This is a genomic window from Pseudomonas sp. S30_BP2TU TE3576, assembly GCF_050436025.1.
GTDB lineage: Bacteria > Pseudomonadota > Gammaproteobacteria > Pseudomonadales > Pseudomonadaceae > Aquipseudomonas.
Genome location: NZ_JBNDLK010000001.1, coordinates 3,335,331 through 3,347,348, shown reverse-complemented (window position 1 = coordinate 3,347,348; position 12,018 = coordinate 3,335,331). Strand labels below are relative to the sequence as shown.

Sequence of the window (12,018 nt, the reverse complement as noted above, 5' to 3'; positions counted from 1 at the left end):
GTTACGATATAACGAAAATGGTGAAATTTCCGTATTCAAGCGCGCCATCTAAAGATGCCCAACCTGTCGCGTACCTGAAGCCTTGACCGAAATGCTGCAGAACGCACATATTACGTTCGTAATTTTATCCAGGAACTACTTTTACCCATCCCTTCCCCTTTCGATCCAGGAGTACATCCATGAGCACTTATGACGTCGTGATACTCGGCGGTGGACCCGGCGGTTACAACGCGGCGATCCGCGCCGGACAACTGGGTCTGAAAGCCGCCTGCGTGGAAGGCCGCGCCACACTCGGCGGCACCTGCCTGAACGTCGGCTGCATGCCATCCAAGGCGTTGCTGCATGCCTCCGAACTTTACGACGCAGCCATGGGCGCGGAATTCGCCAACCTGGGGATCGAAGTCAAACCCGGTCTCAACCTCGCCCAGATGATGAAGCAAAAGGATGAAAGCGTTACCGGGCTGACCAAGGGCATCGAGTTTCTTTTCCGCAAAAACAAAGTCGACTGGATCAGAGGCTGGGGCCACATCGACGGACCGGGCAAAGTCACGGTGACCGATAGCGCCGTCGGCAAGACCGAACTGAGCGCCAGGGACATCATCATCGCCACCGGCTCCGAACCCACGCCCCTGCCCGGCGTGGACATCGATAACAAACGCATCCTCGACTCCACCGGTGCCCTGGCGCTGAGAGAGGTGCCCAAGCATCTGGTGGTGATCGGCGCCGGCGTGATCGGCCTGGAGCTGGGTTCGGTATGGCGACGCCTGGGGGCGCAGGTGACCGTGGTCGAATTCCTTGACCGGATCTGCCCAGGCGTGGATATCGAAGCCGGCAAAACCCTGCAACGCTCCCTGAGCAAGCAAGGCTTGAGTTTCAGGTTGAGTTCGAAAGTGACCAGCGCCACCAGCTCCACCAATGGCGTTCAGCTCAGCATCGAGCCTGCCGCTGGCGGTGCTGCCGAGTTGCTGGAAGCCGATTACGTATTGGTGGCCATCGGACGCCGACCTTATACACAGGGCCTGGGCCTGGAAAACGTCGGCCTCACCACGGATAAACGCGGCATGCTCGCCAACAAGGGGCATCGCACCGAAGCCGCCGGGGTCTGGGTGATTGGTGACGTGACCTCGGGTCCCATGCTCGCGCACAAGGCCGAGGACGAAGCCATGGCCTGCGTCGAACAGATCGTCGGCAAGGCTGGCGAGGTCAACTACGACCTGATCCCTAGCGTGGTCTACACCAAACCGGAACTGGCCAGCGTCGGCAAGACCGAAGAACAGCTCAAGGCTGAAGGCCGGGCGTACAAGGTCGGCAAGTTTCCCTTCACCGCCAACAGCCGGGCGAAGATCAACCACGAAACCGAAGGCTTCGCCAAAGTACTGGCCGATGAGCGCACGGACGAGGTCCTCGGCGTGCATCTGGTGGGCCCGAGCGTCAGTGAAATGATTGGCGAGTACTGCGTGGCCATGGAGTTCAGCGCCTCGGCCGAAGACATCGCCCTGACCTGCCACCCACACCCGACCCGCTCCGAAGCGTTGCGTCAGGCGGCGATGAATGTGGAGGGGATGGCGACGCAGATGTAAGGCTTGAAGAGTTGCAGTGACTGATCTATCGCCTTCGCGAGCAAGCCCGCTCCCACATTGGTTTTGTGTGCGCCACAAATCAAATGTGGGAGCGGGCTTGCTCGCGAAGGCAGACGACTCGGTCTAAAGCGGCAAATGCTCCAGCGGCAACGCCCCCGGGGCCTTCACCGTATGAATCGCAAAGTTGCTGCGGATGTCGCTCACACCCGGCAGCTTCAACAAACGCCCGGTGAGAAACCGGTCATAGGCACGCAAATCCGGCACCACCACCTGCAGCAGAAAGTCCGACTCCCCTGACACCAGAAACGCCGAAATCACCTCGGGCAATGCCGTCACCGCCAGGCGAAAGGCTTCGGCTTGTTCGTCGTTATGACGCTCGACCTTGACCCCGACAAACACCGTCAGCCCCAACCCCACTTCGTCGCGATCCAGATTGGCCTGGTAGCCGCGAATAACCCCCGCCTCTTCGAGCATCCGGACCCGGCGCAAACAAGGCGATGCCGACAGGCCGATCTCGTCTGCCAGTTGCACATTGCTCAGGCGACCGTCCCGTTGCAGTGCCGCGAGAATCTTGCGGTCGTAGGCGTCAAGTTTCATGGTTTGGCAGATCCCGATGGTTCAAGCGAAATAAAGTGGCAGATTATGCCAATACAGACTCCGATAGAAGCTGACAACGCAAGCACCTGCCCCGCCCTTCAGCCCTAGACTGGCACGACCGAATCGACAACGAATGGGGTGCAACATGCAAGGGCTCTGGCTGTTTTTCATGGCATTGGCAGTGGTCTATCTCTTGCCCGGGCCTGACATGATCCTGCTGTTGCAGACCGGTGCCCGCCAGGGCAAAGGCGCCGCGCTGGCCACGGCAGTGGGCCTGGGCATCGCCCGCGGTTGTCATGTGGCATTGGCGGCGCTGGGCCTGGCGGCACTGTTCAAGGCTGCGCCCTGGACCTTCGACGTGGTGCGCCTGGCAGGCGCCGCGTATCTGCTGTGGATCGGTATTCAGTGCCTGCGGACGACGATGCTGCCGAACCTCGGAGGCGCCGACACAACCGGCGAAAAACCGCGCTGGAGCGCAGCCATTCGGCGCGGACTGCTGACCAACCTGCTCAACCCCAAGGCACTGTTGTTCTGCTCGGTGCTGCTGCCGCAATTCATCAATCCACAGGCCGGGCCGGTGCTCGGGCAATTTGTGACCTTGGGCGTGGTGCTGGTCGGCGTCGGTTTGTTGTTCGACAGCGCCTACGCCCTGGTCGGTGCGGCACTTGGCCGGTGGCTGCAACGCAGCCCCTCTGCCCAGCGCTTGCAGCAATGGTTGTTCGGTAGCCTGTTGATCGGTTTCGCCGTGCGGCTGACCTTCGTGCAACAGGTTTGAACCTTACTGCGCCTTGCGGCGGCGATTGAACAACAACAGCGCGGCTGCCACGACCGCCAGTACGCCACCGACCTGTAACAGTGTCTTGTACGGCCGCAAGGCCGAACGCGCAGCGTCGGTGACTTGAGTCACGTAGCGTTTGTCGGCGTTCTCGAAGTCGGGATACGGGCATTGGTGGCCGAAATCGGCGGCCCATTCCACGTAAGGCCCTTCTTTGACATAACGCTGATAAATCGCACGTTGCTCCTCAAGGCTGCTGTTCCACCCCGACGCTTCACACAGCACCGCTGCAAACGCCTGGCTGGTGTGAGGCAAGTTATCCGCGGCCTTGCTCGCCAACGCCGTGGCCACGAAGCGATAGTGGTAACGCTGATCAGGTTGGGCAGCGCTGGCCTGCTGGCGCTTCACTTCGTCCTCGGCCACCAATGGACCGACTTTGAGTTCGGCGTTTTCGAGAACGAAGTTACCGCCGAACGTGGCGTAATCCGGCGCCATTTCGTAGCCCAGAATGTCCATGCCCCACTCGCGTGCCGTCCAGGCCGCCTGGAACAACGCAGCAGCGCGACGGGTCGGCCACCAGGCAGAATCAGCCGCCAGACGTTGCTCGCCATACAACCTGGCCTTGTGCCGCAAGCCGTCATTATCGAAGTACGCCAGCGCTTGCTCGTAATGCCCCTCGCGCAACAAGCGCCGCCCCAGCAGATTGCGCAGGCTCGCCGCCACCGGCAAGGGCACGTAATTGTCGCGTTCCTGCTGGCTGAGTGGAGGCGGGGCCGGTACTTGTGTGTCGACGTAGTGCTTGAGTTCCTCGAGGGTCAATACGCGCTCGGCGACGGTGGCGGCGTCGAACCAGTAAATGCCTTTGCTGCGATACAGCTGATCGAAGGCCTGCAGGTAGTCCCCGCGTTGCAGGGCCAGGATCGCACTTTCACCCTCGACCCGGCATTTGGGCTGAAGTGTTTCGTAATCGAAGTCCGGGGTCCGTCGCTCGCCCCAGGATTCATTCTGCGGGAAGGCCTGGGCCGCTTTGGCATAGGCTGCGGCGGCCGCGTTTTTATCGCCCTCGCGCACCGCCAGTTTTGCCCGCAGCCACCAGGCCAACCCGCCATCGCCGGCATGCTCGAGGAAAGCCTTGGCGCTGGCGTAATCGCCCTGTTGATAATTCATCGCCGCCAGGCGGTCGGCGTTTTCGAGACTGCCGCGAGTGCTGTTTTGCAACAGCTTGATCATTTTTTGTTCGTTGGGTGGTTGATCGCCGAAGGACCAGCCCAACCGGCTGATCAGTGATGCGGTCACCAATTGCTGCACAGGCTGGCCCTTGAGCAACTCGGCCACTTGATCCTCCGGCAGCGTCATCAGGTCCGCCATCAACAGCTTCAGCGAGGTGTAGCCCACTGCGGAACCGTGCAGATTTTGCGTGGCGTACAATTCGATGGCGCGGTTCCAGTCGCCGGCGATACGCGCCACCCGGGCTTCTTCACCGAGGCTGGCGACCCCCAGTTCCAGCGGGTCGCTGAAGCCGTCGATGCTCAATTGCCGGGTTTGCTCAAAGGCCTTGCGGGATTGTTCGAGCAGATCCGGAGCCGCATCGGCTTCAGCGCTCATGGCGAACAACGCGCGCCCCAGCGAGTAAGCCGCCCAGGTGCTGCGCGAAGCCCGTTGCTCGGCGGGCAACGCCAGCACTTTCTTGAAATACCCGGCGGCCAAGGCATTATCACCCGTACCAAATGCCACGGCGCCTGCCAGATACAACCTGAGCTCGGGCGGCAGTTGCGCTCCTTCGGTTTCAACCTGACGGGCATCCGTCAGGCTGCGCAAGTGTTTTACCAACACTTGTTGCTCAGCGGAAAGTCCTGCCTGCTCGGCCTGATCCCGTTGCGCTACAAGGTCAGGTTGATCGCTGTAGTTGGCGCCAGCAGTGACGTTCTTCAAGCCGTTGATGGCGTGGCCGAGGCGGCTGATTTCAAAGCTGAAGTTGCCTTCGGGCAGTTCCGCCAGCGACTGGCCACGGTTATCCAGCAGGCGCATGGGGAAGTCCGGGCCGCAGGCCAGCGCCGAGCCCAGCGGCAGGCTGAGGCTCAGGCAAAGCAAATGACGCGGCCAGTTACGGGTGAACATTCGAACCTCCTTGATCAATGTGTGCGCAGCGAGCCCAACCGATGGCACGCTGTCCGCCGGCCGGAATTCGGCCATCGCGCAGGCGGGTGAAGGTAAGCAGATCCGGTCGCTGTTGCAACGCGTAACCGGCCAAGGCATCGGCCCCTTCACAGCCGCTGACCGTGAGTGTCAGGCGTTCGGGCCAGGCGCTGTCGAGGTTGCCCTGGTTGCTGAGGCCGATGTCATAGAGGCCATTGTCGGCCGAGAGTTGCAGCGTCAACCGACTGTCGAGGACATCGGCACGCGCCACGGCGCGCAAGGTGGTCAAGCTCCAGGTCCGGCGGTCGTTGGCCAATGGCAGGCGAAACCAGATCAGTCCCGCCAGATGTTTCGGTGGATCGGCACGCAGTTCGGTGCCGAGGGTGCGCAGTGACTGCGGATCGGCGAGTAATTCCCGGCGCAGGCCTTCGCGCTCCAGCGTCACTTCGCTTTCCACAACCGGTGCACCGTCCACCGACGGCAGCAGCGCCACGCCATAGGCCGGTAGCGCCACATAGAACGGTTTCGTCGTGATACGACTCCAGGCCTTCGCCCATTGCCGGGCCTGATCGGCATCAAACAAGCCGCGACGCGGATCGCTCACTGCGTGCACCTGCAGCACGCTGCTGTCGACCGTGGATAACAGCGCCGGCAGTTCGCGACTGTCGAGCCAGGACGGCAGCGCGGTGATGCTCAGCGGCAGCGAAGCCGGCAACGCTACACGCAATTGCGCCAGAAACTGGCGATACGCCGGTAGCCGGGCGTTTCCGGCGTCGTGGTCGATTTCCACGCCAACAAGGTTCAAGCCTTGTTCCTGCCAATCGCTGATTACCTGGCGGATCTGTGCTGTGACCTCCTCCTGATCGAGTGCCTTGAGCTGCCCATCCAGGCGAACCACCGCAATCACCGGCCGGCCATCGCGCTTGAGCAATACCGGATCAATTCGGGCACGGCTCCAGCCGGCATTGGGGAAGGCCTGCAAGGCCAGCACCCGCAACGTCGTAAAATCGGCGCGGCTGTCCCTGAGGGCGGCGTCGTGGGCCTGCGTCCACTGCCGCTGCCAGATGTAGAGTTGCTGATCCAGCGGCGGTGCGTCGTGCCTTTCGCATCCGGCGGTCAGCACCAGCGCCAGCAGCAAGGCGACCGAGCGAATGAAAAAAACCATTGAAACGCCTGTTCCTGAAATGCAGAAAGGGCCGCGTCAAGCGTTTGCACACCGCAAACCTTGTGGGAGCGGGCTTGCTCGCGAAGGCGTCGTGTCAGCAACATTGATGTTGACTGACACGACGCCTTCGCGAGCAAGCCCGCTCCCACAATGTCAGGGGCATGACCGAATGGCCTTAGCCTCTGCGGCCCTTTTTCGTTCTGCCCACTACCCTACCCAGCCATCGACCAGCGGGCAATGTTCAGCGGTAATCTTCCTTCAGATATCCAGCACCAACGGCTGCGCCCCCTGCGCCGGAATCGCACAGCAAATCAGTACGTGTCCGTCATCCGGCACCTCCGCTGGCGGCAGTGGGTAATGCACCTGACCGCTGACCAGGCGCGTCTTGCAGGTGCCGCAGGAGCCACCGCGACAACTGAATTCCGGACGCAGGCCACGGCTTTCCGCCAACTCCAGCAAGCTGCCGCCCTCCGGTTGCCAGCGCGCCTCCTTGGCCGAACGCTGGAACACTACGGGTACGGACGTGGTAGCGGCTGGCGGTTGCTCGATGACCACCGCATCGGGGTCCGGGCGCCGGCGCAAGGTCGACGGGCCGAAGGTTTCGGCGTGAATCCGCGAATCGCGAATGTCCAGTTCGCGCAGGCCGTCGTACAGCGCCTGGGTAAAACTTCCGGGGCCACAGACAACAAAATCCAGCTGATCGTAATCCTCGACCGTCAGCAGATCCTTGAGCAGCGCGACGTCGATCCGTCCACTGAGGTCAAAGTCCTCTCCTTGCACCGCCTCGGCTTCCGGTTGGCTGAGCAAACGCACTACCCGCACCGCATCACCGGCATCTTCGAGCAAGCGATCCAGTTCCCGGCGAAACGGCTGGTCGGCCAGCGTGCGCGAACTCTGGATCAACCACGTCGGGCGGATACGGCGAGTGCGCAATCCCTGGTAAACCACCTCGCGCAGCATCGACAACAGCGGCGTGATGCCCACTCCGGCCGCCAGCAACACCAGTGGCCGACGCTCATGGGGCGCCACGGTGAAGTGCCCTTGCGGCGCTCGCGCCTCCAACAGGTCGCCGACACGAATCTGCTCATGCAAATGCGTAGACACCCGCCCGTCACGCTTCACGCTGATGCGGAAAAAATCATCGGACGGAGCGCTCGATAAACTGTAGGTGCGGATGTGTACATCACCATCAATATTGAAGCGCAGGGGCAAATGCTGCCCGGCTTGAAACAGTGGCAACCCGGCTCCATCGGCGGGCTCCAGGTAAATCGAGCGAATGTTGTGGCTTTGCGCTTCAATCCGCGCCACCCGCAACGGCCGCCATTGATCGCCCAAAGCCTTGGCCTGCAGACGTGCCTCGGCCTGCGCCCATGTACCGGTGAGCAAACTGGTGGGTGAAACGCCGTCGAAACGCCAGCGCAACGCCAGTGCGGCGGGGCGGCGTACGACTTGCTCGACATCGATTGTCCACAGGCGCTCGGCCCCCTGGAACGCCTCGACCTGAGGACCTTCCAGAAGGATTTCAGTACGTCCGCTGAGCTGCAGCAAATCACCGGTATTGAAATCGATGAACAACAACCCGGCCCGGGGATTGAGCAACAGGTTGCCCAAGGTATTGAAATGCAGGTTGCCGGCGAAATCCGGAATGGTCAGGCGATTCCCTTCCACGTGTACGAAACCGCTCTGACCGCCACGGTGAGAAACATCCACCGAGCGCTCGCCATCGACATCCACATAACTGGCAACGAAGAACGTGTCCGCCCCGGTAATCATGGCTTTGGCCGCGTCATCCAGCCCGCTGAAATGCTGGGCGACACGCGTCGAGGGGTCGGCCAGCGGCACCGAGTGAAACTGGCGCAACTGAATGTACTGCGGGCAATTGCCGAAGGACTGATCCACCGTCACCGCGAAACCGCCCGTGGTCATGGCGCGGACATGCCCGTTGATGCGGTTGCGACGGCGGGTGTGCAACTCGATGCCCAACAGGCCGATGGCCGAGCCGTCGCTCAACTGCGCGGGATCATCAAAGGTCGGCAGGCTGCGAAATTGCAGCAGGCCAGGTTCTGGTGATTGTGCGAAACCGGGCTGGCCTTCAAGGATACTGGCCCAGGGATGACCGTCGGCATCCACCGCTCCATACAGCATGAAGGGCAATTGCTGATAGAACGTGCGGTGCTGGTCCGGCATCTCACTGCGAATCACCTTACGACCGAAGATTTCCATTCGTTCGGCAACGCCCACATGCGCCTGCAGTTGTTTCTCGCCGGCATGCCAGGGTGAACGGTCCATAGGGCTTCTCCCTTGCGCCGCTGGCGCAGGTCGGGGCGGCCCGGCAACACCGGGCCGCGAGCATCAGGCGTTTTTTTGCAGACCGGCGACGGTGCGCGGCATGCCGACAAAACCCGGCAAGGCTTCGATGCGAGCCAGCCAGGCGCGAATATTGGCGTACTCGTCCAGCGACACATTGCCCTCGGGCGCGTGGGCGATGTAGCTGTAGGCGGCGACGTCGGCAACCGTCGGTTCAGTACCAACCAGATACGGCGTATTGGCCAGTTCGTGATCGATCACTTTGAGCACGGTGTGGGCGTAGGCAATCACTTCTTCAGCGTTATAAGGCGCGCCAAACACGGTGATCAATCTAGCCCGGGCAGGGCCGAAGGCAATCGGACCGGCAGCCACCGATAACCAGCGCTGGACCTTGGCGGCCCCCACCGGATCCGTCGGCAACCAGCGACCATTGCCGTACTTTTGCGCCAGATAAACCAGAATCGCATTGGAATCGGCCAGCACTACGCCCTGGTCATCAATCACCGGCACCTGACCGAATGCATTGAGGGCAAGGAACGCCGGTTGCTTGTGTTCGCCCTTGGCGAGGTCAACGAAGATCAATTCGGTCGGCAATTGCAGCAGGGACAGCATCAACTCGACACGATGAGCATGGCCGGAACGTGGGAAGTTGTAGAGTTTGATCGCTTGCATGGTCGACACCTCGGGTCAGTGGTGCTGTTCAGGAGAGAGCAGCGCCGATGGGGTGTATCTTCCACTCACATCCAAAACAACAGAATCACCAGCAAACGCAATCCATTATTTCAGTGGATGAAATAACTCAGTGGTTGAGCGCCGGATGCTCGCGCAGTGTCTTTACCGCGAAATCCACAAAACTGCGCACCCGGGCCGGCGCTTTGCGTCCGCCCTGATAGAGCACATGGATGGGCAATGGCGGCAGCTCGAAGTCGGCCAGAATGATTTCCAGCTCTCCGGCGGCCACCTTGCTCGCGACTTGATATGACAGTACCCGCGTGAATCCCAACCCCAAACTGGCTGCCGTGATGGCCGCCTGATTCGCCGTCACCACCAGTCGCGGCTCAGCCCGCACACTCAGGGTTTCGCCGTCTTCAACGAATGGCCAACTCCTGAGTTGACCAATGGCCGATGTCGCAATAATCGGCGCCTGGGCCAGTTCCTGCGGATGCCTGGGCCGACCGTGGCTGGCCAGAAACTGTGGCGAAGCGCAGATCACCCGCCGCACCTCGCCTACGCGGATCGCATGTTGATTGCTGTCAGGGAGTTCGCCGATGCGGATGGCCACATCAACGCCCTCCTCGACCACGCTCACCACCCGGTCCACCAGCAGCGCGTTGATGCAGACCTCGGGGAACTGCGTCAGGTAGCTCACCATCAGCGGCGTGACAAACAGCTCTCCAAACAAAACCGGTGCGGTGATGGTCAGTTGCCCACGAGGATGGATATGGCTGCCTGCTGCCGAATCCTCCGCTTCCTGCACCTCGGCGAGAATTCTCCGACAGTCCTCCAGATATCGCTGACCGGCCTCACTCAAATGCACACTGCGCGTTGTACGTGTGAGCAGTTGCGTGCCAATACGCTTCTCCAGCGCGGCCACTGCTCGGGTGACACTGGCCGCCGACAGGCCCAAACGCCGCGCCGCCGCCGAAAAACCCTGTTCCTGGGCGACGGCAGCGAAGACCTGCATTTCCTGGAAGCGGTCCATGGGCATGTCCTCCTTTCGAATCAATAAAGTCGCAACCGCTGACCGGGATTTGTTGCGCAGGCGGTCAATAACATAATGGGGTACACGACCATCAAGTAAATCAATGGGCTACTGAACTCTAGCGTCTACTCCGTGAAAACAATGTGAGTCTCAAACCCACGGACACTCGAACAAACGCACCGGGAATTATTGATAATTATTGAGGATTATTATCTTGCGACGGGTACAACTGTTCGCAATTATCCGGACCCGCCTGCTGCAACGACTAATACCTGACAGGAAAAACCAGCCATTGGCACTGCGTCAAACCAATCTCCAGGTAAAGGCTCATCAGCGGGCGCCATCAACTGCAGCGCGATTCCGGTCTGCCTGAACAGGCGGAATACACGACTGCTCCTATACTACAAGCCACCCTGTCACCTACTGAGTTTTAGGTAGGCACCTCGTTGAAATTTTCCCTGCCAGAAGTAAGGCAATATGGGTTGTTAACGCTTGGACGGCTGTCCGTCGATCTTGCGTCAAGGGTTCACTTAGTAGGGAAAAGTTGAACTTCATATGGCTGGCTAATCTGTGTGACACAGCAAGGAGTTCGAAAATGTTACGCACAAACATTTCTGCTAGAGCACTGTCCGGTGGTTTGCTCGATGTACTGATTCGCGCCGGGCTCATTACGGTGCTGGTACTGTTCTGCTTCCAGATCTTTCACCCCTTCCTCAACCTCATGCTCTGGGCACTGATTCTGGCCATCACCCTGTATCCACTGCATGCGCTCATCAAGCGCAAGCTGGTCAACAAGGACGGTCATGCCGCCACCCTGATCGTGGTGGTCGCCCTGGCCTTGCTGATGGTACCGATCTACCTGCTGGGCACCTCGATCAGTGAGTCGATCCAGGGCACCCTGGCTATCCTTAAGTCCGATTCGCTGCAGATTCCGCTACCCAGCGAAAAAATCGCGTCCCTGCCGTTTATTGGCCAGCCGCTCTACGACTACTGGATGCAGGCCGCCACCAACATGAGCAGCGTGTTCATGAAGCTGATGCCCTATATCAAGTCCATCGGCCTGACCTTGTTGGGCAAAATGGCTGACGTTGGTGTGGGTTTTCTGTTGTTCATCGGCGCCCTGATCATTGCCGGCGTGTTCATGGCCTATGGCGAAAACGGCGAAAGAAGCGCCCTGGCCATCACCTCGCGCCTTTCCGGACCAGAGCGTGGCCCACGCATTACCGAGCTCTGCACGGCAACCATCCGCGCAGTCGCCCAAGGCGTGGTGGGTATCGCGTTCATTCAGATGTTGCTGGTAGGCGTGGGCTTCGTACTCATGGGCGTCCCCGGTGCCGGGCTGCTGGCGATGGTGGCGCTGTTGATGGGGATCATGCAATTACCGGTGCTGCTGGTGACCCTTCCGGTGATCGCTTATGTCTTCGCCACCGAAGGGACCACCCTGGCCACCATCGTGTTTGGCATCTACAGCCTGATTGCCGGGATGGCCGATAACGTCCTCAAGCCATTGATGCTGGGTCGTGGCGTCGATGTCCCGATGCCGGTGATTCTGATTGGCGCCCTGGGCGGCATGGTGAGCGGCGGCTTCATCGGTTTGTTCATCGGGCCGGTAGCGTTGGCGGTGGGTTACCAACTGTTCTGGCAATGGGTCCAGGACCAACCGTCGGCCGAGGGACTGAACGAGACTCCTCAGATCGACGCGGTGAACGAGACTCCCAAAGTAGAGGCAATGAACGATCAGCGTCCCCTCTGAGGA

The 12,018-nt window shown here is 60.6% G+C and carries 9 protein-coding genes; 3 read left to right on the top strand and 6 right to left on the bottom strand.

All coding sequences use genetic code 11. The features are described from left to right. Positions 1-179: 179 nt before the first annotated feature. Positions 180-1,580, top strand: a complete 1,401-nt coding sequence (gene lpdA / locus ABIA48_RS15135) for a dihydrolipoyl dehydrogenase (RefSeq protein ID WP_429489652.1) — start codon at positions 180-182, stop codon at positions 1,578-1,580. A gap of 123 nt (positions 1,581-1,703) precedes the next feature. Here lpdA and ABIA48_RS15130 read toward each other — a convergent pair whose 3' ends face one another. Then, positions 1,704-2,177, bottom strand: coding sequence for an Lrp/AsnC family transcriptional regulator (locus ABIA48_RS15130; RefSeq protein ID WP_007969928.1), 474 nt, complete (start codon positions 2,175-2,177; stop codon positions 1,704-1,706). 145 nt (positions 2,178-2,322) lie between these two features. On the opposite strand from ABIA48_RS15130, the gene ABIA48_RS15125 reads away from it, so the two are divergent. After that, positions 2,323-2,952: a LysE family translocator gene (locus ABIA48_RS15125; protein WP_429489650.1), complete on the top strand. Its 630-nt coding sequence runs from the start codon at positions 2,323-2,325 to the stop codon at positions 2,950-2,952. A 3-nt stretch (positions 2,953-2,955) separates the two neighbouring features. Here ABIA48_RS15125 and ABIA48_RS15120 read toward each other — a convergent pair whose 3' ends face one another. From ABIA48_RS15120 to ABIA48_RS15100, 5 genes are all read right to left on the bottom strand, one after another. Further along, positions 2,956-5,070, bottom strand: coding sequence for a hypothetical protein (locus ABIA48_RS15120; protein WP_429489648.1), 2,115 nt, complete (start codon positions 5,068-5,070; stop codon positions 2,956-2,958). Beyond that, positions 5,057-6,253 (bottom strand): DUF3142 domain-containing protein, encoded by a 1,197-nt coding sequence (locus ABIA48_RS15115; RefSeq protein ID WP_429489646.1) that lies wholly within the window; start codon positions 6,251-6,253, stop codon positions 5,057-5,059. Before ABIA48_RS15115 ends, ABIA48_RS15120 begins: the two co-directional genes overlap by 14 nt. Positions 6,254-6,511: 258 nt before the next feature. Continuing rightward, entirely contained in the window at positions 6,512-8,542 is a 2,031-nt protein-coding gene (locus tag ABIA48_RS15110) for a pyridoxamine 5'-phosphate oxidase family protein (RefSeq protein ID WP_429489644.1), read from the bottom strand. A gap of 63 nt (positions 8,543-8,605) precedes the next feature. Then, positions 8,606-9,232, bottom strand: a complete 627-nt coding sequence (locus ABIA48_RS15105) for a glutathione S-transferase family protein (RefSeq protein ID WP_429489642.1) — start codon at positions 9,230-9,232, stop codon at positions 8,606-8,608. A gap of 127 nt (positions 9,233-9,359) precedes the next feature. Further along, positions 9,360-10,262, bottom strand: a complete 903-nt coding sequence (locus tag ABIA48_RS15100; RefSeq protein ID WP_429489640.1) for a LysR family transcriptional regulator — start codon at positions 10,260-10,262, stop codon at positions 9,360-9,362. A gap of 595 nt (positions 10,263-10,857) precedes the next feature. Between ABIA48_RS15100 and ABIA48_RS15095 the strand changes: the two genes are divergently transcribed. Continuing rightward, positions 10,858-12,015, top strand: a complete 1,158-nt coding sequence (locus tag ABIA48_RS15095; protein ID WP_429489638.1) for an AI-2E family transporter — start codon at positions 10,858-10,860, stop codon at positions 12,013-12,015. Positions 12,016-12,018: the final 3 nt, after the last annotated feature.

Coding starts and splice junctions, on each gene's coding strand:
- lpdA (WP_429489652.1), top strand. CDS start 180: ATGAGCACTTATGACGTCGTGATACTCGGCGGTGGACCCGGCGGTTAC.
- ABIA48_RS15130 (WP_007969928.1), bottom strand. CDS start 2,177: ATGAAACTTGACGCCTACGACCGCAAGATTCTCGCGGCACTGCAACGG.
- ABIA48_RS15125 (WP_429489650.1), top strand. CDS start 2,323: ATGCAAGGGCTCTGGCTGTTTTTCATGGCATTGGCAGTGGTCTATCTC.
- ABIA48_RS15120 (WP_429489648.1), bottom strand. CDS start 5,070: ATGTTCACCCGTAACTGGCCGCGTCATTTGCTTTGCCTGAGCCTCAGC.
- ABIA48_RS15115 (WP_429489646.1), bottom strand. CDS start 6,253: ATGGTTTTTTTCATTCGCTCGGTCGCCTTGCTGCTGGCGCTGGTGCTG.
- ABIA48_RS15110 (WP_429489644.1), bottom strand. CDS start 8,542: ATGGACCGTTCACCCTGGCATGCCGGCGAGAAACAACTGCAGGCGCAT.
- ABIA48_RS15105 (WP_429489642.1), bottom strand. CDS start 9,232: ATGCAAGCGATCAAACTCTACAACTTCCCACGTTCCGGCCATGCTCAT.
- ABIA48_RS15100 (WP_429489640.1), bottom strand. CDS start 10,262: ATGGACCGCTTCCAGGAAATGCAGGTCTTCGCTGCCGTCGCCCAGGAA.
- ABIA48_RS15095 (WP_429489638.1), top strand. CDS start 10,858: ATGTTACGCACAAACATTTCTGCTAGAGCACTGTCCGGTGGTTTGCTC.